The sequence below is a fragment of the Streptomyces sp. NPDC056222 genome (assembly GCF_042264065.1).
Lineage (GTDB): Bacteria > Actinomycetota > Actinomycetes > Streptomycetales > Streptomycetaceae > Streptomyces.
Map to the genome: position 1 here is coordinate 22,724 of NZ_JBHJTL010000069.1, position 20,405 is coordinate 43,128.

General features: G+C 72.8%; 17 protein-coding genes. 13 read left to right on the forward strand and 4 right to left on the reverse strand.

Going from position 1 to position 20,405, the window contains the following annotated elements; genetic code table 11:
* Positions 1 to 11: 11 nt before the first annotated feature.
* A complete protein-coding gene (gene ligD, locus ACFC0D_RS27185) occupies positions 12 to 896 on the reverse strand; it encodes a non-homologous end-joining DNA ligase (protein WP_376441088.1) in 885 nt (294 codons plus the stop codon).
* 49 nt (positions 897 to 945) lie between these two features.
* Between ligD and ACFC0D_RS27190 the strand changes: the two genes are divergently transcribed.
* On the forward strand, positions 946 to 2,022 hold the full coding sequence (locus ACFC0D_RS27190; protein WP_376441090.1) for a Ku protein: 1,077 nt from the start codon (positions 946 to 948) through the stop codon (positions 2,020 to 2,022).
* Positions 2,023 to 2,053: 31 nt separating this feature from the next.
* Here the strand turns inward: ACFC0D_RS27190 and ACFC0D_RS27195 are convergent, their stop codons facing one another.
* Entirely contained in the window at positions 2,054 to 2,875 is an 822-nt protein-coding gene (locus tag ACFC0D_RS27195) for a hypothetical protein (protein ID WP_376441093.1), read from the reverse strand.
* Between the two features lie 131 nt (positions 2,876 to 3,006).
* Here ACFC0D_RS27195 and ACFC0D_RS27200 point away from each other — a divergent pair, with 131 nt between their 5' ends.
* From ACFC0D_RS27200 to ACFC0D_RS27250, 11 genes are all read left to right on the forward strand, one after another.
* Entirely contained in the window at positions 3,007 to 4,359 is a 1,353-nt protein-coding gene (locus tag ACFC0D_RS27200) for a salicylate synthase (protein ID WP_376441096.1), read from the forward strand.
* Entirely contained in the window at positions 4,356 to 5,444 is a 1,089-nt protein-coding gene (locus ACFC0D_RS27205) for a ketoacyl-ACP synthase III family protein (RefSeq protein ID WP_376441099.1), read from the forward strand. The genes ACFC0D_RS27200 and ACFC0D_RS27205 overlap by 4 nt, the downstream gene beginning before the upstream one ends.
* Positions 5,444 to 7,174, forward strand: a complete 1,731-nt coding sequence (locus ACFC0D_RS27210; RefSeq protein ID WP_376441102.1) for a (2,3-dihydroxybenzoyl)adenylate synthase — start codon at positions 5,444 to 5,446, stop codon at positions 7,172 to 7,174. The genes ACFC0D_RS27205 and ACFC0D_RS27210 overlap by 1 nt, the downstream gene beginning before the upstream one ends.
* A gap of 6 nt (positions 7,175 to 7,180) precedes the next feature.
* Entirely contained in the window at positions 7,181 to 7,471 is a 291-nt protein-coding gene (locus ACFC0D_RS27215; protein WP_376441105.1) for a phosphopantetheine-binding protein, read from the forward strand.
* On the forward strand, positions 7,471 to 9,015 hold the full coding sequence (locus ACFC0D_RS27220) for an amidohydrolase family protein (RefSeq protein ID WP_376441107.1): 1,545 nt from the start codon (positions 7,471 to 7,473) through the stop codon (positions 9,013 to 9,015). The genes ACFC0D_RS27215 and ACFC0D_RS27220 overlap by 1 nt, the downstream gene beginning before the upstream one ends.
* Positions 9,012 to 9,782: a 2,3-dihydro-2,3-dihydroxybenzoate dehydrogenase gene (locus ACFC0D_RS27225; protein WP_376441110.1), complete on the forward strand. Its 771-nt coding sequence runs from the start codon at positions 9,012 to 9,014 to the stop codon at positions 9,780 to 9,782. The genes ACFC0D_RS27220 and ACFC0D_RS27225 overlap by 4 nt, the downstream gene beginning before the upstream one ends.
* 49 nt (positions 9,783 to 9,831) lie before the next feature.
* Entirely contained in the window at positions 9,832 to 10,494 is a 663-nt protein-coding gene (locus tag ACFC0D_RS27230; protein ID WP_376441113.1) for an isochorismatase family protein, read from the forward strand.
* Complete coding sequence (locus ACFC0D_RS27235) at positions 10,491 to 12,440, forward strand: anthranilate synthase family protein (RefSeq protein ID WP_376441115.1); 1,950 nt, start codon at positions 10,491 to 10,493, stop codon at positions 12,438 to 12,440. The genes ACFC0D_RS27230 and ACFC0D_RS27235 overlap by 4 nt, the downstream gene beginning before the upstream one ends.
* A gap of 79 nt (positions 12,441 to 12,519) precedes the next feature.
* Positions 12,520 to 13,542, forward strand: coding sequence for a ketoacyl-ACP synthase III family protein (locus ACFC0D_RS27240; protein ID WP_376441118.1), 1,023 nt, complete (start codon positions 12,520 to 12,522; stop codon positions 13,540 to 13,542).
* Positions 13,543 to 13,594: 52 nt separating this feature from the next.
* Positions 13,595 to 14,701: a 3-deoxy-7-phosphoheptulonate synthase gene (locus ACFC0D_RS27245; RefSeq protein ID WP_376441121.1), complete on the forward strand. Its 1,107-nt coding sequence runs from the start codon at positions 13,595 to 13,597 to the stop codon at positions 14,699 to 14,701.
* Between the two features lie 356 nt (positions 14,702 to 15,057).
* Entirely contained in the window at positions 15,058 to 17,418 is a 2,361-nt protein-coding gene (locus ACFC0D_RS27250) for an amino acid adenylation domain-containing protein (RefSeq protein ID WP_376441124.1), read from the forward strand.
* Positions 17,419 to 17,528: 110 nt separating this feature from the next.
* Here ACFC0D_RS27250 and ACFC0D_RS27255 read toward each other — a convergent pair whose 3' ends face one another.
* On the reverse strand, positions 17,529 to 17,936 hold the full coding sequence (locus ACFC0D_RS27255) for a VOC family protein (protein ID WP_376441127.1): 408 nt from the start codon (positions 17,934 to 17,936) through the stop codon (positions 17,529 to 17,531).
* A gap of 89 nt (positions 17,937 to 18,025) precedes the next feature.
* On the opposite strand from ACFC0D_RS27255, the gene ACFC0D_RS27260 reads away from it, so the two are divergent.
* Entirely contained in the window at positions 18,026 to 19,144 is a 1,119-nt protein-coding gene (locus tag ACFC0D_RS27260; RefSeq protein WP_376441130.1) for a helix-turn-helix transcriptional regulator, read from the forward strand.
* On the opposite strand, the gene ACFC0D_RS27265 is transcribed toward ACFC0D_RS27260, so the two are convergent.
* The gene (locus tag ACFC0D_RS27265; protein WP_376441133.1) at positions 19,098 to 20,312 is read right to left on the reverse strand and encodes an FAD-dependent monooxygenase; all 1,215 of its coding nucleotides are present in this window, start codon (positions 20,310 to 20,312) and stop codon (positions 19,098 to 19,100) included. The two genes, ACFC0D_RS27260 and ACFC0D_RS27265, sit on opposite strands and share 47 nt — an antisense overlap.
* Positions 20,313 to 20,405 lie beyond the last annotated feature (93 nt).

Below are 20,405 nucleotides of genomic sequence, written 5' to 3' on the forward strand. Positions count from 1 at the left end.
CGACGCCCGTGTCAGGGCATGGCTCCGGCCCGGTCCGCGTCGAAGAGCGGCGCGAGCAGATCCCCGTACCGCTCCAGACGCGGCGCCATGTCGTTCATCAGCAGGACGAGATCGCCGGGGTCACCGCACGCCTCGACCTCCTCCCAGGTCACCGGCGCGGAGACGGCCGGCCGCCGGCGGGCCCGCAGGGTGTAGGGCGTGGCCGTGGTCTTGGCGGCGGCGTTCTGGCTGAAGTCGACGAAGACCTTCCCCGGCCGCAGGGCCCGCGCCATCCGGTGTACGACCAGGGCGGGGTGGTCCGCCTCGGCCCGGACGGCGAGCTGTTTCGCGTACGCCGACACCTGGTCGGAGGGCGTCGGCTCCACCGGTACGAGCAGATGCAGGCCCTTGGCGCCGGAGGTCTTCACGAACGCCTCCAAGCCGTCCTCGGCGAGCCGCTCGCGCAGCCAGAGCGCCACCCGGCAGCACTCCACGACGGTCGCGGGCGGCCCGGGGTCGAGATCGAAGACGATCCGGTCGGCGACTGCGGGGGAGTCGGCGCGCCACTGCGGCGTGTGGAACTCCACCACCAGGTTCGCCGCCCACATCAGGGAGGGCAGGTCCTGGATCATCACCTGCCGGGCGCGCGGGTCCTCGGAGCGCGGCACCGGGGTGGTCTTCACCCAGGCGGGTGTGCCGGGCGGCGGGTTCTTCGTGAAGAAGAGCTGGCCCTCGGGACCGTCCGGGTAGCGCAGGAAGGACACCGGGCGGTCGCGCAGATGGGGGAGGAGCGCGGCGCCGACGGTGGCGTAGTAGTGCAGCAGCTCGCCCTTGGTGGTGCCGGTGGCCGGGTGGAGGATCTTGTCCAGGTTGCTGAGCGCCAGGCGCCGCCCCTCCACCTCTGTGATCGGCGTCATACGATGAGAATCCCATGATTCCGGGAATCTCGTGCGAAAGGGATGAAACGTGCGATCCATTTGGAACGGCGCCATTTCCTTCGGCCTGGTCAGCATCCCGATCAAGCTGGTGAACGCCACCGAGAGCCGGTCCGTGTCCTTCCGCCAGATCCACGCCGAGGACGGCGGCCGGATCCGCTACCGCAAGGTGTGCGAGCTGGACGGCGAGGAGGTCTCCCAGGCGGAGATCGGCAAGGCGTACGAGGACGCCGACGGGACCATGATCCCGATCACCGACGACGATCTGGCGTCCCTGCCGCTGCCGACGGCGAAGACGATCGAGATCGTGGCCTTCGTGCCGGCCGGGGAGATCGACCCGCTCCAGATGGACGCCGCGTACTACCTCTCGGCGAGCGGCGTCCCGGCCGCCAAGCCGTACACCCTGCTGCGGGAGGCGCTCAAGCGCAGCGACAAGGTGGCGGTGGCGAAGTACGCGCTGCGGGGACGGGAGCGGCTGGGGATGCTCAGGGTCGTGGACGACGTGATCGCCATGCACGGACTGCTCTGGCCGGACGAGATCCGCGCCCCCGAAGGGGTGGCCCCGGAGACGCCGGTCGCGATCCGGGAGGCCGAACTGGACCTGGCGGACGCCCTGATGGCCACGCTCGGCGAGGTGGACATCACCACCCTGCACGACGACTACCGGGAGGCCGTCGAGCAGATGATCGCCGCGAAGGCGGAGGGCGGCGAGGGGGTCGCGCCACCGGAGCCCGAGGCGGAGGGCGGCGGAAGGGTCATCGACCTGATGGCCGCGCTGGAGAGCAGCGTCCGCGCGGCGAAGGAGGCGCGCGGGGAGGGCGGGGTCGCCGAGGTGACCGAGCTGGCGCCGCGCAAGACGTCGTCGCGTACCCCGAAGGAGACGGGCGCGCGGAAGTCCACGGCGAAGACGGCCGCGAAGAAGACGGCGGCACCGGCGCGCAAGTCGACGTCCAAGGCGGGGGCGGGCGGCAAGGCCGCGACGGCGAAGTCGACCTCGAAGTCGGCGGCGAAATCCACGGCGAAATCCACGGCGAAGTCCACCGCGAAGAAGGCGGCGGCCAAGAAGACGACGGCGAAGAAGGCGACCCCGCGCAAGCGCAGTGCGTGAGGCCGCCGACCACGGCCCTTCGGGGCACTCCCTAAGGGGTGTCCCGGAGCAGCTCCCGCAGTGACCCCTTCATGGCGTCGACGAACGCCTCCCGCTCCGCCTCGCCCACCAGGTCGAGCGAGAGGTACGGGTTCAGGTCCTCCAGCTCCACCAGCAGCAGCTCCCCGCCCGGGGCCCGGCACGCGTCCACGCGCTGGATGCCGAAGTCCAGGGCGTTCCAGTCGACGAAGCGCTGGGCGAACTCCAGGTCCGCCGCGGTCGGCGCGTACGGTTCGAGCCTCCAGCGGGCCTCCGGGTCCGGGGCGTACAGCGCGTACTGGAAGGTGCGCCCGACGAAGTAGAACGACACCTCGTACGTGAAGAGGATGCGCGGCTGGACGAGCATCCCGGCCGGGTCCACCTCGTCGAGCCGGGCCCGTTCCACGAACCTGAGGCCGACCGAGTCCGCGCCGAGCAGGGGCTTCACGACGTACTCGTCGGCCTCCGGCAGCCGGTCGAACTCCTCGCGGCGTCCCGCCGTGGGAATGACCGGAAATCCCTCCCTCGACAGGCGGAGGAGATAGTCCTTTCCGGCCATGTCACCCTTGCCGGAGAGCGAGTTGAACATGCGCACGCCGGCCTCGCGCGCGGCGCGCGTGAAGGCGTCGTACGCCTCCTGGTAGTGGATCACGGGCCCGCTGTTGCGTACGACGACGGCGTCGAAGCGGTCCATCAGCGCGGCCGCGTCGAGCGGATGGCAGAGCGCGACCTCGAACTCCTCGCGGAGCCGGCCGGAGAGCCAGATGTCCTCGTCGCAGTAGCGACGCCCGCGCGCCTGATAGCCGAGGTCGGTGACGTAAAGAAGCGTTCCCATGGGGGCATCCAAGCAGAGGCCGGGCGAGGGTTCGCACTCCGATCAGAAGGGCTAATCAACGGGCCCTGGGGCGGCGGCCGTTACCTACGTATCGTTTTTGGAGGTAACAGCTACGGAGGAGGAACCTTCAGATGAGCCCCATCGCCTCGCGCCACTACTTCGAGACCCAGCTCCAGCTCACCGAGGACCCGCTGCTGGTCGCGGCCCGCCTCGCCGACTCGGGTCTGCACGAGTCGTACGTCGTCTACGAGAACGGTGGCAGCTGGTCCTACGCGGGCGGCGTCCGCGCCGAGCTGACGCTGGACCGCACCGGCGCCCGGCTGACCCAGGAGGACGTCCCGGACGCCTTCCGCCCGTGGAACGACCAGCCCCTGCGCCTGGTGTCCGAGCTGCTCGACACCGTCACCGTGCCGTACTGGAGGGCCTACGGCTGGGCCACCTTCGAGCTCTCCTACGCCAAGGACGGCAACCTGGACGGCATCGGCGACGGCCGGCTGATGCACCTCGTCGTGCCGCGCGCCGAGGTCCGCTTCGAGGCCGGCCACGCCCTGCTGCGCGCCTCCGACCAGGCCACCCTCGACGCGCTCCTCACCACCGTCGCCAACCCCGGCCCCACCCTGGACGGGCAGCCCCGCCCACTGGACGTGCACGCCACGGGCGGCGCCCAGTACCGCGAGGCGGTGCGGCTCGCCGTCGACGAGATCAACGCGGGACAGCTGCACAAGGTGATCCTTTCCCGCGTCGTCGAGGTCGACGACGACGTCGACCTGACCGGCACCTACGTGGCCGGCCGCCGCGGCAACAACCCCGCCCGCTCCTTCATGCTCAACCTGGGCGGCACCGAGGCCATCGGCTTCAGCCCGGAGATCGTCGTCCAGGTCTCCGAGGACGGCCGGGTCGTCAGCCAGCCGCTGGCCGGCACCCGCGCCCTCACCGGCGACCTGCTCACCGACGAGGGTCTGCGCGCGGACCTGTTCGGCTCGCCCAAGGAGGTCTACGAGCACGCCATCTCGGTCAAGGTCGGCGCCGACGAACTGGTCGACGTCTGTGTCGAGGGCTCGGTCGAGGTGCCGGAGTTCATGGCCATTCGCGAGCGCGGCAGCGTCCAGCACCTCGCCTCCCGAGTCGCCGGCAAGCTCGCCCCCGGCCGCGAGGCCTGGGACGCCTTCGGCGCGGTCTTCCCCGCCGTCACCGCCTCCGGCGTGCCGAAGTCGGCCGCGTACGACTCCATACGCCGGCACGAGCCGGAGTCCCGCGGCCTGTACAGCGGCGCGGTCCTCACCGTCGACCACACCGGAGCGATGGACGCGGCCCTGGTGCTGCGCAGCGCCTACCGCAAGGACGGGCGCACCTGGCTGCGGGCAGGCGCCGGCATCGTCGGACACTCCACGCCGGAGCGCGAGTTCGAGGAGACCTGCGAGAAGCTCGACAGCGTCGCGCGGTTCCTGGTGCCCGCCGGCGCGGGGGCGGGCGGTACGCGATGAGGGTCGCCGCCGAGCTCTACATAGCCGGCGTCGGCAGCTGGCTGCCGGACGAGGTGACGACCGCCGACGCGGTCGCCCACGGCTGGTACGAGGAGGCCGACCGCAAGGCGTCCGGGATGCTCGCCGTCCGCGTGGCCGGTGAGCTCCCGGCCCCCGAGATGGCCGTACGGGCCGCCCGCACCGCGCTGCGCAGGGCGGGCCGGACCGGGCTCACCCCCGACGACTACGGCGCGCTGCTGCACTGCGCCACCTACCACCAGGGACCCGACGGCTGGTCCGCCCCGCACTACGTCCTGCACCGCACGCTGGACCGGCCGGTCGGCGCGGCCCAGGTCGGCCCCGGCTGCCTCGGGATGCTGACCGCCCTGGAGATGGCCGCCCACCGGCTGGCCGCCGACGACGGCAAGGACGCCGTCCTGCTCACCGCGGCCGACAACTTCTCCGCACCTCTGGTGGACCGCTGGAACTCCTCCCGGTTGTTCCTCCTCGCCGACGGCGGCGCGGCCGCGGTGGTCTCCCGGCGGGACGGCTTCGCCCGGCTGCTGTCGGTCGGCTCGGTCTCCGCCCCGTCGATGGAGGAGCTGCACCGCGGCGGCGAGGAGCTCTTCCCGCCCGGCATCACCGTCGGCCGCTCCCTCAACTTCGAGGAGCGCAGCGACCACTGGCGCAAGCGGTGGGCCGAGGGCGCGGCGCCGCCGAAGGTGCACCTCGGCGACGTGGTTGCCGAAGCGGTGGACCGCGCCCTGGTGGACGCCGACACCGACCTGGAGAAGGTGGCGCGGATCTGCCACACCGGCTACTCCGACGGCGCCCTGCACACCATCTACCTCGACCCGCTGGACGTCGAAGCCGCCCACGGCACCTGGGAGTTCACCCGCCACATCGGGCACGTCGGCGCCGCCGACCCGTTCATCGGGCTCGAACGCCTCTGGACACGGGGCGAGGTCGCACCCGGCGACCGCGTGCTGCTGCTCGCGGCGGGCCCCGGCATGGAGGTCGCCTGCGCGGTCGTGGAGATCACCGCGCCCTATCTGCCGGTCGCCGGCACCGACAACGGCACCGCACCTCAGGAGGAGGACCAGTGATGCTCGAAGGATGCACCCCCTGGCCGGCCGGGACGGCCGAGCACTACCGCCGGGAGGGCGTGTGGAACGGCACCGACCTCGGGTCGCTGCCGCGTGCCTGGGCCGACCGGTACGGCGACGCCACCGCGCTCGTCGCCGGTGAGACCCGGATCAGCTACACCGAACTCGCCGACCGGGTGGACCGCCGCGCCGCCGGATTCGTACGACAGGGGGTCGAACCGGGCGACCGGATCGTGCTCCAGCTGCCCAACGTGCCGGAGTTCGTCGAGGTGGCGTTCGCGCTGTTCCGGGCCGGCGCCAAGCCGGTCTTCTCGCTCACCTCCCACCGCTCGAACGAGATCCGGCACCTGTGCGAGCTGTCGGGCGCCACCGGATATGTCGTCCCCGGCGTCTTCCGCGGCTTCGACCACACCGCGCTGGCCCTGGAGATGGCGGCCGAACTGCCGGCCCTGCGCAGGATCTACGCCCAGGGGGAGAACTCCTCGCCCGCCGTCGTCCCGCTGGAGGCGGTGGACGCCGACCCGGTCGAGCTGCCCGCCAACGACCCCTCGGACGTGGCCTTCTTCCTGCTCTCCGGAGGGACGACCGCGCTGCCCAAGCTCATCCCGCGCACCCACGACGACTACGCCTACCAGACCCGTACGGTCGGCGCCCTCGCCGGTCTGACCCCCGAGGACGTCTATCTGGCCGCGCTGCCGGTGGAGTTCAACTTCACGTGGGGCTGCCCCGGAGTGGTCGGCACCCTCTCGGCCGGCGGCACCGTCGTCCTCGCCCCGGACCCCACCGCGGACGACTGCTTCGCGCTGATCGAGCGGGAGCGCGTCACCCTCACCTCGGTGGTGCCCACCGTCGCCCGGCTCTGGCTGGACGAGCGCGAGTGGTCCGACGCGGACCTGTCCAGCCTCAAGGTCCTCCAGATCGGCGGGGCCCGGCTCGAACCGGAGCTCGCCGCGCGCGTCACCCCCGAACTCGGCTGCCGGCTCCAGCAGGTCTTCGGCATGGCGGAGGGGCTCCTCACCATGTCCCGGCCCGACGACGACCCGCACTCCGTCCTGCACACCCAGGGGCGGCCGGTCTCCCCGTTCGACGAGCTGAAGATCGTCGACGAGCGGGGGGAGGAGGTGCCCGTCGGGGTCACCGGAGAGCTGCTCACCCGGGGCCCGTACACCCTGCGCGGCTACTACCGGGCCCCCGAGCACAACGCCAGGGCGTTCACGAGCGACGGCTTCTACCGCACCGGTGACCTCGCCAGCCTCACGGAGGACGGCCGCCTGATCGTCCGGGGACGGCTCAAGGACGTCGTCATCCGCGGCGGCGACAAGATCGCGGCCGGCGAGGTGGAGGCCCATCTGCTCAGCTGCCCGGGGATCGCCGCGGCGGCCGTGGTGCCGGTGCCGGACGAGTTCCTCGGCGAGCGGATCTACGCCTTCCTCGTCGGCCGCCCCGACGGGGAGGTGCCCTCCCTCGCCGACCTCAAGGCCGCGCTGCACGCACGCGGGCTCGCCGACTACAAGCTGCCGGACCGCGCCGAGTTCGTCGCGGACCTGCCGCTGACACCCCTCGGAAAGATCGACAAGAAGGTGCTCTCGGCAGCCGCCGCGGACCCCTCCCTGCCGCGCCGCTGGACCCCCGCGCCCGGGCCCGAGGCCACGTCCGAGGCCACACCGGACGCCACGGCCGCAGCCGCGCCCGCGCCCGTTCCGTCTCTCTCGACCTCACAGAAAGGGTGAACCGCCATGGCCGGCATACGTGCCGCACGTACCGCACCGCGCACCTCACCGCTCTCCGCCGTCGAACTCCGCCAGGAGGTGGCCGCCGTCCTCGGTGCACAGCCCGACGCCATCCCTGGTGACGCCCATCTCGTCCACCTGGGACTCGGCTCGCTGGAGATGATGCGCCTCGTCACCCGCTGGCGCAGGCAGGGCCTGCCCGCCGAGTTCGCCGAACTCGCCGCCGCCCCCACCCTCGACGACTGGCACCGCCATCTCACCGCCGCCTGGAACACCCGGACCGCGGAGGTGGCGTGATGAGCGCCCTGCTGGTCAAGGGCGGCTGCCTCTACCCGGCGGACTCCGCCGACACCGTCGTCCCCGACGGCGCCGTCCTCGCCGAGGACGGCGTGGTGATCGCGGTCGGCCCGGTCGCCGAGGTCGAGGCCTACATCCGGCCGGAACAGCGCGCCGTGCTGCGGACCATCGACGCCCGGGGCCGGATGATCCTGCCCGGCTTCGTCAACCCGCACTGGCACGAGATGTTCGCGATGCGCTTCCCCTTCAAGGGTGCGCTGCGCGACGCCTCCGACCGCGACGACAAGCCCGTGTTCATGGCGCTCGGCGGCGACGTCCCGCAGATCTCCGTCATCTTCGACTCCTTCCACGGACAGGTGGACCGCCTCACGCCCGACGAGGCGCTCGCCATCGCCCGGTACTCGATGTGGACGCAGCTGCGCTCCGGTGTGACCGCCCTGGGCGACGTCGGCTCCCTCAACAAGCCGGAGGCGCTCGCCCGCGCCGCCCGCGACCTCGGGATGCGCCTCACGGTGAGCACCTGGGCCTCGGACGCGGTGTGCGCCCCCGGGGACACCCGCTTCCGCCGCACCCGCGACGCCGACGACGAACTCCAGCGCATCGAGAAGCTCCTGATCGACTGCGCGAACGACCCCGAGGGGCTCGTCCGGGCCTGGCCGACCGCCGTCTACGGCACCAACATGACCGATGAACTCGGTGCGGGATTCGCCGAGTTGGTGGCCCGCTTCGACGTTCCGTTCGCCGCCCACGTCGGCGCGCTGCGCAACGAGGCCGAGGTGATGCTCGCGTACCACGGCTCCACCCCGGTGCGGCGTTTCGCCGACCTCGGGCTGCTCTCCGACCGGTTCATGGCGGTGCACTGCGCGTTCGCCGACGCGGGCGAGCGGGCCCTGCTGATCGGCGCGGGTGCGCACATCAGCCACTCGCCGGCCAAGTACGGCCCCGCGGGGGAGGCGTCCCTCACCGAGACCCGGCTGTTCCCGGAGTTCCGCCGGGCCGGACTCGACGTCTCGCTCTCCACCGACGGCGCCGCCATGCCGATCGGAGGGATGGCCGAGTCCATGCGGGTGGCGTGGCAGATCTACAACGAGATGTACGCCGACCCCACCGAGGTGCTGCCCACCGACGCGCTGGCGATGGCGACCCGACTGCCCGCCCGAGGGCTCGACCAGGGCGAGCGGATCGGCAGCCTCGAACCGGGCAAGCAGGCCGACCTGCTGCTGGTGAAGGCCGACGACTGGCGCTATCTCCTCAACCCCCGTCCGCTGGAGGGCTTCCTCGCTCTGGGCGGCTCCATGGACGTGGACACCGTGATCGTCGCCGGCCGGGTCCTGATCGAGGACGGCCGGTCCACCGGCCTGGACGAGGAGGCCCTGGAGGCCGACTACCTGGAGGCACTGAGCTCCTTCACCGTCCGCTGCCTGGGGGTCGACGCCGACGCGGTCGCCGCCCGGTTGCGGCAGCGCACCGAGACGCTCGCGGTCCGCCGGCTCGCCAAGGCCGGCCTGGTCACCCTCCCCACCGACCGGAAGGAACGGCGATGAACAGCAAGACGGCCCTGGTCACCGGGGCGGCGGGCGGAATCGGGGCGGCCGTCGCCCGGGCCCTGGCCGCGGAGGGCGTGCGCGTCGCGCTGCTCGACGCCGATCCGCTCGCCCTGGAACCGCTGACGAAGGAGCTGAGGACGGCGGGCGCGTCCGTCCTGGCGCTGGGCGTGGACGTGCGCTCCAGCGGCGAGGTGGACGCCGCCGTCGACCGTACGGAGCGTGAACTGGGGCCCCTCGACCATCTGGTGAACGCCGCCGGTGTGCTGCGTACCGGCGAGGTCGCGGACTACAGCGACGAGGACTGGGACACCACCTTCGCCGTCAACGCCACCGGGGTCTTCCACGTCAGCCGCGCGGTCGCCAACCGGATGGTGCCGCGCCGGTCCGGGGCGATCGTCACGGTCGCCTCGAACGCGGCGGGCATCCCGCGCTGGAACATGGCGGCCTACGCGGCCTCCAAGGCCGCCGCCACCAGCTTCACCAAGACGCTGGGGCTCGAACTGGCCCGCTACGGCATCCGCTGCAACGTGGTCGCGCCCGGCTCCACCGAGACGCCGATGCTCACCGCGATGTACGCCGACGGCGACGCGGCCCGCCCCTCCGTCGAGGGCTCGCCCGGCACGTACCGCCTGGGCATCCCGCTCGGCAAGCTCGCCCAGCCCGAGGACATCGCGCACGCCGTGCTCTTCCTGCTCTCCGACCGGGCCGCGCACATCACCCTGCACGGTCTGACGGTGGACGGCGGCGCCGCGCTCGGCGTCTGAACCGCGCGCCCTTGTTCCCGTTCCTCCTCCTCTTATCCCTGGAGCCACGATGGCCATTCCTCTGATCGACTCCTATCCCATGCCGGCCGAGGACGAGCTGCCGCGCAACACCGCGCCCTGGACGGTCGACCCCGACCGCGCGGTCCTGCTCGTCCACGACCTGCAGAACTACTTCCTGAGCCCCTTCGGCCACGGCGGCCCGGACGAGGGCCGTCAGCCGCTGTCCGATCTGATGGACCACACCGAGGCGCTGCGCGGCGCCTTCGCGGCGGTCGGCGCGCCGGTCGTCTACACCGCCCAGCCCGGCGGGATGACGGAGCAGCAGCGCGGACTGCTCAAGGACTTCTGGGGCGCGGGGATGAGCGCCGACCCGGACCACCGGGCCATTCCGGAGCGGATCGCGCCGGCCCCCGGCGACCGGGTGTTCACCAAGTGGCGGCCCAGCGCCTTCTGCCGTACCGATCTGCTCGCCGTGCTGCGCGACACCGGCCGCGACCAGCTGGTGATCTGCGGGGTCTACGCACATGTCGGCATCCTGATGACCGCCCACGAGGGCTTCTCCCACGACATCCAGACCTTCGTGGTGGGCGACGCGGTCGCCGACTTCTCCGCCGAGCGCCACCGCGAGACGCTGGAGTACGTCTCCTCCCGCTGCTCGGTCACCGTCTCCACCCGTGCGGTCCTGGCCGCGCTGGACGGAGGCGCGCGATGAGCCTCCACCCGCTGCTCGCCCGGGTGCTCGGCGCCGATCCGCCACCGTTCGCGCTGCTGCACCGGCCCGGTGCCACCGGGCCCGACCGGATCGACCTGATCGTCGGCCCGACCGCCGAGCGCGAACTGATCGCCGACATCCCGCTGCCCGCCGAGGCGCCGGGCGGCGCACGGCACGAGGTCCTGGCGCTGCTGCCGTACCGGCAGATCCGCGAGCGGGGCTACGCCTGCCCCGACGACGGGGCGCCGCTCCTCACCATGGACGTCGAGGACCAGGCGGTGCTGCCGCTCGACGAGGTGCTCGCCGCGCTGCCCGACCTGCCGATCGCGATGGACGAGGGGTCCTTCGACGCCGACGACGAGGAGTACGCGGCCCGGGTGCGCCGTGTGCTCACCGAGGAGATCGGCAGGGGTGCCGGGGCAAACTTCGTCATCAAGCGCTCCTTCACGGCGCGGATCGACGACTGGTCGGCACGGACCGCGCTGTCCTTCTTCCGCCGGCTCGCGGGCCGCGACCCCGGCGGCTACTGGACCTTCGTCGTGCACACCGGGGACCGCACCTTCGTGGGCGCCTCCCCGGAGCGCCACATCAGCCTGGACGCCGGCCAGGTCGTGATGAACCCGATCAGCGGCACGTACCGCTATCCGGCGGACGGCCCCGACCTGACCGGACTGCTCGACTTCCTCGCCGACCCGAAGGAGGCCAACGAGCTGTACATGGTGCTCGACGAGGAGCTCAAGATGATGGGCCGGGTCTGCGACCTGGGCGGCCGGGTCACCGGCCCCGCCCTCAAGCAGATGGCCAGGCTCGCCCACACCGAGTACCTCATCGAGGGCCGGAGCTCCCTGGACGTACGGGACATCCTGCGCGAGACCCTGTTCGCACCCACTGTCACCGGCGGCCCGCTGGAGAGCGCCTGCGAGGTGATCAGCCGTCACGAGCCCGAGGGGCGCGGCTACTACGCGGGGGTGGCCGCCCTCATCGGCAGGGACGAGCACGGCGCCCGCAGCATGGACTCGGCCATCCTCATCCGTACGGCGGAGATCGACGCGGCCGGACAGGTCCGCATCCCGGTGGGCGCCACCCTCGTCCGCGACTCCGACCCGGCGGGCGAGGCCGCGGAAACCCGGGCCAAGGCGGCCGGACTCATCGAGGCGCTGCGCTCCCCGACGGGCGCACCGGGCGGACAGGCCCGGGCGGCGGCCGCCCTCAAGGCGCACCCGGAGGTGCTCCGTGCCCTGGCCGCCCGCAACGAGCCGCTGGCCGACTTCTGGTTCCGGCCGCCCGCCGAGCGCAGCCGCCCGGTGGACGGCCTGGCCGGCCGGCGCGTGCTGGTGATCGACGCCGAGGACACCTTCACGGCGATGGCCCGCCATCTGCTGGAGGCCCAGGGGCTGCGGATCGTGGTGAAGCGTTACGACGAGGACTTCCGGATCGACGCGCACGACCTCGTCATCGTCGGGCCGGGGCCCGGCGACCCGAGGGACACCGCCGATCCCAAGATCGCGCGAATGCGGCAGGTGACCGCCGAACTCCTCGACCGGGGCATCCCGTTCCTCTCCGTCTGCCTCGGCCACCAGGTGCTGAGCACGCTGCTCGGGCTTCCGCTCGTCCGGCACCCCATGCCCACCCAGGGGCTCCAGCGGCACATCGAGTGCTTCGGCCGCACCGAACCCGTCGGCTTCTACAACACCTTCGCCGCCCACGCCCAGCAGGACCTGATCGACAGCCCCACCGCCCGTCCCGGGCAGGTCCGGGTGTTCCGCGAGGAGACGGGCGAGGTGCACGCCCTGCGCGGTCCGGGGTTCGCCTCGGTGCAGTTCCACCCCGCCTCGGTCCTGACCCGGCGTGGCGGCGAGCTGCTGGCCGAGATCCTCTCCGGGCTGCTCGGAGAGGTAACGGAGCTTTATCGGGAGGCCGTTGTCCCCACTCCGATACCTGCATAACGTCGTAACCGGTAACAGAAGTCCGGGCCGGACCGCCACGGCCCGCCCCCACCGCGCCCACCCAGGAAGGACCTGTCCGATGCGCTTCGACAACATCTGGATCGCCGGCACCGGAGGCACCCTCGGTGAATCCGTGCCGGTGGACGAGGCGGTGGCCGACGGCTCCTACTCGGCCGACGCCGCCGCCAGCACCGGCATGATCAGCTACTCCCGCTCGGCCGAGGCGCCGCCGGAGATGGCCGTCACCGCCGGCCGGCAGGCGATCAAGGAGGCCGGCGAGAAGGGCGCGACGGTCGACCCGGACTCCCTCGTCCTGCACAGCCACGGCCACTTCCAGGGCATCGACATGTGGCCGGCCGCCTGCTGGATCGCCCGCGAGCTGCTCGGCCCCACCCTCAACAGCATGCCGATGACCGTCGCCGCCTGGTCCAACGGCTCGCTCGCCTCGCTCGACGTCGCCGCCTCCACCCTGATCGCCCGTCCCGACGTGCCCTCCGCCCTGATCACCCTCGCGGACCGCTTCGCGCCGCCCAGCAACCGCTGGTACACCTCGCCGGGCATGGTCTTCGGCGACGGCGCCGCGGCCGCCGTGGTCACCCGCGACACCGGCCGGCTGCGCCTGCGGTCCCTGGTCAGCGAGACCGACACCGTCCTGGAGGGCCTCTCCCGTGGCGCCGAGCCCTTCCGCACCGCGCCCGGCGAGCAGCCGGACATGCGCCGCAGGACCCGCGAGTTCCTCGCCACCGGCGAGGTGTCGCTGCGCGATGTGCAGACCCGGTCGGTCGAGCGCACCCGCAGCGTCGTCGGCCGCGCCCTCGACGAGGCGGACGTGGCGCCGGACGGCATCGACTGGCTGGTGACCCCCTTCGTCGGCCGGACCCTGCACCGCGAGAGCTTCGTACGGCACCTGGACATCGCCCCGCGGAACTCACTGCACGAACTGGGCCTGACCATCGGTCACCTCGGCCCCTGCGACCAGCTGTACGGCCTCGACCACCTGCTGAAGAACGACCTGCTGAGCCCCGGGGACCGCGTCCTCGTCATCGGCACCGGCATGGGCTTCACCTTCTCCGCCGCGGTCCTCACCGCCGACGGGATCTGACCTTCCCGCCCCACCACGCCCTTCACCTCCCCTCAGGAAAGGACATACGCAGATGAGCCTCGTCCGCACCCCGGCCACCGCCCCCACCGAGACGTTCACCGGTATCCCCGCCGCCGCCCGGCTGCCCACGCCCGCCGAGCTCCGCGAGGAGATCCCGCTGCCGCCACTCGCCCGCAAGACCACCCAGAGAGCCAGGCGCGAGATCGCCCGCGTGCTCTCCGGCCAGGACGACCGTCTCCTCGTCATCGCGGGACCCTGCTCCGTGCACGACCCGGACGCCGCCCTCACCTACGCCGAGCGGCTCTCCGCGCTCGCCGCCGAGCTGGAGGACCGCATCCTCGTCGTCATGCGGGTGTACGTGGAGAAGCCCCGCACCCGGGTCGGCTGGAAGGGGCTGCTCAGCGACCCGCGCCTCGACGGCTCGCAGGACCTGCCCAGCGGGCTGCGGCTGGCCCGCGGGCTGATGGCCCAGATCGCGGGCAGCGGCCTGCCTGTCGCCTGCGAGTTCCTCGACCCGCTGGTGCCGCACTACCTGTCCGACGCGGTCTCCTGGGGCTGCATCGGCGCCCGTACGGTCCAGAGCCAGGTGCATCGCCAGGTCACCAGTGGCCTCGGTATGCCGATCGGCTTCAAGAACGCCACCGGCGGCAGCGTCGAGGACGCGGTGGACGCCATCGTCTCCGCCTCCCACCCGCACGTGTACCCGGGCATCGGCGACGACGGCAGGGCCGCCGTGGTCAGCACCGACGGCAACCCCGACGGCCATGTGGTGCTGCGCGGCGGCAGCGCGGGCCCCAACTACGGGGCGGAGCCGGTCGCCGACGTCCTGGCGCAGCTGGCCGCCGCCGGGCTGCCGCAGCGGCTCGTCGTCGATGCCAGCCACGGCAACAGCAACAAGGACCACGAGCGTCAGCCCCTGGTCACGAGCGACATCGCCCGGCGGGTCGCCGCCGGTGAGGAGGGTGTCGCCGGCGTCATGATCGAGAGCTTCCTCGCCGCCGGCCGACAGGACCTCCGGATCGGCCGTACGGACCTGCTGACCTACGGCCAGAGCGTCACCGACGCCTGTGTGGACTGGTCGCAGACCGCCCACATGATCGAGGAGCTCGCCGCCGCGGTCACCACCCGCCGCGCGGCGCAGGCGGCGCAGGCGGCGTAGGCGCCGAGCACCGACCCGAAGCGCCGCCGCTACGCGCCGGGGCAAGGCCCGAGCGCAACGCGCCCCACCGCAGCGCGCCGAGCGCAACGCGCAAGCGGCACGGCCCGAGCGTAAGGCGCCCCAACGCAACCCGCACGCGGCAGCGCCCGAGCACAACGCCCCTCACCGCAACGCGCCCGCGGCAAGGCTCCACCGCAAGGCCCGAGCAAGACGCCCCCACCGCAACGCCCCACCGCCGGGACCCCACGGGCCCCCCACCACCGCGCGCACCCCCTCCGTGCGCGGTGCCCGCCCGGCGGCCCCTCCCCGGCTCCGCCCCTTCCGACTTCGTGAACCTCCCGAGAGGAATCAACACCGTGGCAGTCAACACGAGTTCGACCCTGCCCCTGGCCCGCGTTCTCGACGGTGCGCGGACCGCGGCTCCGCACCGGCACACCCTCACCGTCCCCGCGCCCGCCGCGGCCCGCCCCGAGGAGTACGCGACGGCCGCGCTGGCCGCGCTCGTGCACCGCTACACCGGAGAGACCGAACTCCTCGTCGGACGGCAACGACAGCCGGACTCCGTCGAGTCCGTCGCGATACGGGTGGCCGGCGACACCACGGCCGCGCAGCTCCTGGAGGCCGCCGCCCAGGCCGGCACCGCCGACGGCGCAGAGGCCCCCGCGGGCCGTCCGGCGCACGCGGCCGTGACCACCGTCGGCAGCCCCGCCGGCGAGGCGCCCGCCGCCCTGACCCTGGCTGTCTCCCCGGCCGAAGGCACCTTCGAACTCTCCCTGGACGGAGCCGAGTTCGACGCGCAGGCCGCCGAGCAGTACGCCCGCCACCTGGAGCGCGTGCTCGACGCCCTGGCCGCCGAGCCCGAGGGCACCGTGCACGACATCGCGCTGCTCACGAGCGAGGAGCTCCACCGCACCCTGGTGGAGTGGAACGACACCGCGGGCCCGGTCCCGCAGCCTTTCTTCCACGAGCGCGTCGCCGAGCACGCCCGCCGCACCCCCGACGCCCTGGCCGTGATCCTGCCCGGCTCCCGGCTGACGTACCGCGAGCTCGACGAGCAGGCCAACCAGCTCGCCCACCGGCTGAAGGCCCGTGGTGTGCGGCCCGGAGCCCGGGTCGGCGTCTGTTTCCCGCGCAGCGCGGAGAGCCTCATCGCCCAGCTGGCCTGCTTCAAGCTGGCCTGTGCGGCGATCCTGCTGGACAGCGACTTCCCGGCGGAGCGGATCCGCTACATGATCGAGGACGCCTCGGCCGCCGCCGTCCTGACCCTGGCCGCCCACGAGTCGAAGGTCGAGGGTCTCGCCCCGGTCCTGGCCCTGGACACCGACGACTGGCGGACCGAGCCGGTCACCGAGGTCAGCGAGCCCGTCGGCGCCGACGACCTCATCCACATCTGCTACACCTCGGGCTCCACCGGCGCCCCCAAGGCCGTCATGGTCCGCTTCGGCGCCGCCCGCAACCTGATCCACAGCATGAGCGAGCTGTGCGGCATGTCCAGCGCCTCCCAGGGCACCTGGCTGGCGGCACCCGGCTACGGAATGATCGAGGTCGAGTGCTTCCCGGTGCTCGCCGTCGGCGGCACCGTGCACATCCCGGACGTCTCCGTGGTCGCCTCCGAGTACCGCCTCCAGGAGTGGTTCCTGCGCGAGGGCATCACCACGACCCTGCTGATGAAGCCGATGGCCGAGCGCCTGTGGCGGCTGGAGTGGCCCGAGGACACCCCGCTGGAGAACATCCGCGTCTGCGGCGAGCGCATCCAGTCCTGGCCGCCGGCCGGCCTGCCGTTCCGCCTCATCAACCTGTACGGGTCCGCCGAGGCGACCGTCGTCGCCAGCTGCGACATCACCGAGATGGGCGAGCGGCTCGGCGAGGAGGGGCGCGCCCGCAGGCTCCCGCCCATCGGCCGGCCCACCACCAACGTCACCATCTACGTCCTCGACGAGGACCTCCGCCCGCTGCCGCCGGGCCTGGTGGGCGAGCTCTGCATCGCCGGCGTCAGCCTCTCGGCCGGCTACCTGGGCCGCCCGGAGGCCACCGCCGAGAAGTGGATCACCAACCCGATCGACCCGGCCAGCCACCCGATCATGTACCGCACGGGCGACCTCGCCCGGTACTGGCCGGACGGCAGCATCGAGATCGTCGGCCGCACCGACAACCAGGTCAAGGTGCGCGGCAACCGGGTCCACCTCGGCGAGATCGAGGTCGTCCTGACCACGCTGCCCGGCGTCCAGCAGGCCGCGGTCCTGGCGCGCCAGGACGGCCAGGGCGATGTGCAGCTGACCGCCTACATCGAGCCCGACACCGGCGCCTCTCCCTCCGTACGAGAGATCCGCCGCGGACTCGCCCAGCGGCTGCCGTCCTTCATGGTCCCCGCGGCCTTCGTCGTCGGCGGACTGCCGACCAGCGTCAACGGCAAGATCGACCGTGCCGCGCTGCCCGAGCCGCCGCGCTCCCGCCCGGACGTCGACACCGCCTACCAGGCGCCGGTCGGCGAACTGGAGGAGTCGCTGCACGCGCTCTGGTCGAAGGTCCTGGAACTGGACGGCGTCGGCGTGCTCGACAACTTCTTCGACCTGGGAGGCGACTCGCTGCGGGCGGCCCGGCTGACCGAGCTGGTCCGCGAGGAGCACGGCGTCGAGCTGGAGCTGGTCGACCTCTTCGACGAGCCGACGGTGGAGAAGATGGCCGAGCTGGTGGCCCGTACCGCCGCCGCTGCCTGAGACCCGGTCCGGCCGGTCTCGAGAGGCCGGCAGACGACGGTGGCCCCCACGTCCCGCGTGGGGGCCACCGTCGTATCCGCGGTGCGGGCCGCCGGGGCCGGGAGGGCGGGTCAGGCGCCCAGCATCTCCAGATAGTGCTCGTTGTACATGATGCCGAGGACGTTGCCGAAGGGATCGGTCACGGACGCGGTGACGAAGCCGGGACCGTACTCGGTCAGCGGCGTGTACAGCGTGGCGCCCATCGAGAGCAGCCGGGCGAGCGTGCCCTCCACGTCGTCGACGTGCCAGTGGCCGATCGCGCCGCCCGGGACGTCGGGCAGGCCCGGCGGGGCGTAGCGCCGGTCGATGAGACCGAGTTCGGTCTGGTGGTCACCGATCCTGAACTCGTAGTAGGCGGCGGGCTTCCCGTCGCCCGGGCGCTCGAAGTACGGCTCGACTCCCAGCAGTTCCGCGTACCACGTCTTGGCTGCTTCCACGTCGTCGGCGAAGAAGTTGACGGTGGCAAGTCCTCGCAGCATGGGTGGTTCCTTCCTTCGTTCCGTATCCGTAACCATCCTCCGACCTAAAGCGCTCACCAACTGAGCACTTTACGAGAGAAGCTGGGAACATGCGCGCTGACCGACTCGTTTCCGCCCTTCTGCTCATGCAGCGCAGGGGCCGGGTGACCGCCGCCGAGCTGGCGAAAGAGCTCGACGTGTCCGTCGCCACCGCACGCCGTGACCTGGAGGCGATGTCCGCCGCCGGCATCCCGGTGTATCCGCAACCGGGCCGCGGGGGCGGCTGGTCGCTCGTCGGCGGGGCGCGGACCGACCTCAGCGGCCTTTCGGCCAACGAGGCCCAGGCGCTGTTCCTGCTCGTCGGCCCGGCCGCGGCGGCCTCCGGGGACGCCAAGGCCGCGCTGAACAAGCTGTTGCGGGCGCTGCCGCAGACCTTCCGGGCCGATGCGGAGGCCGCCGCCGACGCCACCATGGTCGACCCCACCCCGTGGGGCGAACGCGACCGCGACCGGCCGGAGATGGTCGACCGCTTGCAGGCCGCGGTGATCCGCCGGCGCAAGGTCCGGCTGACGTACACCAACGGCGCCCGGGAGCGGACCGAGCGGGTCGTCGATCCCTGGGGCCTGGTCGACAAGGACGACATCTGGTACCTGATCGCCGGCACCGAGCGGGGGCGGCGCACCTTCCGGGTCGACCGGATCGGTGCCGCGGAGCAGACCGGCGAAGCCGCCGAGCGCCCGGACGACTTCACGCTCGCCACGGCCTGGCAGGAGGTCGTCGGCGACGTGGAGCGCAAGCGCTCGCGCACCTGGGCGACCGTGCTCGTCGAGACCCGGTACGTGAACGTCCTGCGCGACCGGTTCGGACGCCACTGCCATGCCGACGGCGAGGCCGCCGACGGCCGCGCCCGGATCCGCCTCGCCTCGCCGACCCCGCTGGACGTCGCCCGGAACCTGGCCGGCTGGGGCGGCCTGATCGAGGTGCTCGAACCCGCCGCCGTGCAGGTGGAGTTGGCCCGGATCGGGGCCGAACTGGCGGCGCGGTACGCGGGGGTGGGCGCGGACGAGGCCGACCGCCGGGACGAGGACGACCGCCGGCCCTGGGCCCGGGACGGGGACGACCGCCACCCCTCGCTCGAAGCGGGGTGGCGGTCGTCGTCGGATGCGCCGGGGGAGCCGCGCGTCATGCCGCCTCGGCAAGCGCCAGAGCGGGCTCTCGGGTCTCGGTGAACGATGTGGAGCCGTGCAGCCACGCCACGGCGTCGCGCAGCCCGGCGGGGGAGAGGCCCGCCAGTATCGCGTTGCGGACCGGCACCTCGTCCCCGGCCGCGTGGTAGAGCTGATCGCCCAGCTCGCGCGCGGTCAGGGTGGTGCGGGCGGTACGGCCCCGCCGCAGCGTGTTGTACTCCACCAGCCACCGCGGCGCGTCCACCGACGCGCGGGCACCGAGCAGCCCGCCGAGGACCACCGCGTCCTCCAGGGCCATACAGGCGCCCTGGGCCGCGTACTGGAGCATCGGATGCGCCGCGTCGCCGAGCAGCGCCACCCGGCCGTCCACCCACCCGTCGACCGGATCGCGGTCGCAGAGGACCCAGATCCGCCAGTCCCGGCCGAGCTCCAGCAGACGCCGTGCCTCCTCGCAGAGTCCGGGGAACTCGCCCAGGACCCGCGAACGGCTCGCGGCCGCCCCGGTGATCTCCTCGCGGGCGCCGTCGTCCCGGGTGGCCGCGAGGTTGAGGAACGCGCCGCCGCCTATCGGATAGTGCACGAAATGCCAGCCCGGGCCCGCCCACAGGGTGACGGCCTTGGACCGCAGCTCCTCGGGCACCTCCGCCATCGGGATCACGGAACGGTAGATGGTGTGCCCCGAGATCCGCGGACCGCCGTCGCCGACGAGCTGGGCCCGTACCGCCGAACGCAGCCCGTCGGCACCGAGCAGCACGTCCGCGGAGAACCGCTCCCGGGCCGAGGTCAGCGCCGTCACCCGGTCACCGGTCTGCCGGTAGCCGGCCACCCGGTGTCCGGCGAGCAGCTCCACACCGGCCTCGCGGCAGCCGTCGAGCAGCGCCCGGTGCAGATCGCCCCGGTGGACCACGGCGTACGGACCGCCGAACCGGGTCCGGTACGCGCCGGTCAGCTCCATGGCGGCGACCCGCTGCCCCGACGTGCCGTCCAGGAAACGCAGTTCGTCGATGAAGTCGGCCCGCTCGGCCACCCGCTCGCGCACCCCCAGGATGCCGAGCGCGTGGAAGGCGTTGGGCGCCAGCTGGATTCCCGCACCGATCTCCGAGAACTCCGGCCGGCCCTCCAGGACCGTCGCCCGGTGTCCGGCCCGGGCCTGGGCCAGAGCGGCGGCGAGTCCGCCGATGCCGCCGCCCGCGACGAGTATGTGAGTCATCGTCTGCTCCTCTTACGATGCGGCGGGGGGGGCCCCCCCCCCCCGGGCCGCCCCCCCCCCAAAAAACAGGGGACACAAGAACCCCGGGCCCGG

What these genes read in the sequence shown, in the direction of transcription:
- ACFC0D_RS27245 (WP_376441121.1), top strand. Translation starts at nt 13,595, where the DNA reads ATGAGCCTCGTCCGCACCCCGGCCACCGCCCCCACCGAGACGTTCACC.
- ACFC0D_RS27195 (WP_376441093.1), bottom strand. Translation starts at nt 2,875, where the DNA reads ATGGGAACGCTTCTTTACGTCACCGACCTCGGCTATCAGGCGCGCGGG.
- ACFC0D_RS27255 (WP_376441127.1), bottom strand. Translation starts at nt 17,936, where the DNA reads ATGCTGCGAGGACTTGCCACCGTCAACTTCTTCGCCGACGACGTGGAA.
- ligD (WP_376441088.1), bottom strand. Translation starts at nt 896, where the DNA reads ATGACGCCGATCACAGAGGTGGAGGGGCGGCGCCTGGCGCTCAGCAAC.
- ACFC0D_RS27265 (WP_376441133.1), bottom strand. Translation starts at nt 20,312, where the DNA reads ATGACTCACATACTCGTCGCGGGCGGCGGCATCGGCGGACTCGCCGCC.
- ACFC0D_RS27215 (WP_376441105.1), top strand. Translation starts at nt 7,181, where the DNA reads ATGGCCGGCATACGTGCCGCACGTACCGCACCGCGCACCTCACCGCTC.
- ACFC0D_RS27210 (WP_376441102.1), top strand. Translation starts at nt 5,444, where the DNA reads ATGCTCGAAGGATGCACCCCCTGGCCGGCCGGGACGGCCGAGCACTAC.
- ACFC0D_RS27260 (WP_376441130.1), top strand. Translation starts at nt 18,026, where the DNA reads ATGCGCGCTGACCGACTCGTTTCCGCCCTTCTGCTCATGCAGCGCAGG.
- ACFC0D_RS27220 (WP_376441107.1), top strand. Translation starts at nt 7,471, where the DNA reads ATGAGCGCCCTGCTGGTCAAGGGCGGCTGCCTCTACCCGGCGGACTCC.
- ACFC0D_RS27205 (WP_376441099.1), top strand. Translation starts at nt 4,356, where the DNA reads ATGAGGGTCGCCGCCGAGCTCTACATAGCCGGCGTCGGCAGCTGGCTG.
- ACFC0D_RS27230 (WP_376441113.1), top strand. Translation starts at nt 9,832, where the DNA reads ATGGCCATTCCTCTGATCGACTCCTATCCCATGCCGGCCGAGGACGAG.
- ACFC0D_RS27240 (WP_376441118.1), top strand. Translation starts at nt 12,520, where the DNA reads ATGCGCTTCGACAACATCTGGATCGCCGGCACCGGAGGCACCCTCGGT.
- ACFC0D_RS27235 (WP_376441115.1), top strand. Translation starts at nt 10,491, where the DNA reads ATGAGCCTCCACCCGCTGCTCGCCCGGGTGCTCGGCGCCGATCCGCCA.
- ACFC0D_RS27200 (WP_376441096.1), top strand. Translation starts at nt 3,007, where the DNA reads ATGAGCCCCATCGCCTCGCGCCACTACTTCGAGACCCAGCTCCAGCTC.
- ACFC0D_RS27225 (WP_376441110.1), top strand. Translation starts at nt 9,012, where the DNA reads ATGAACAGCAAGACGGCCCTGGTCACCGGGGCGGCGGGCGGAATCGGG.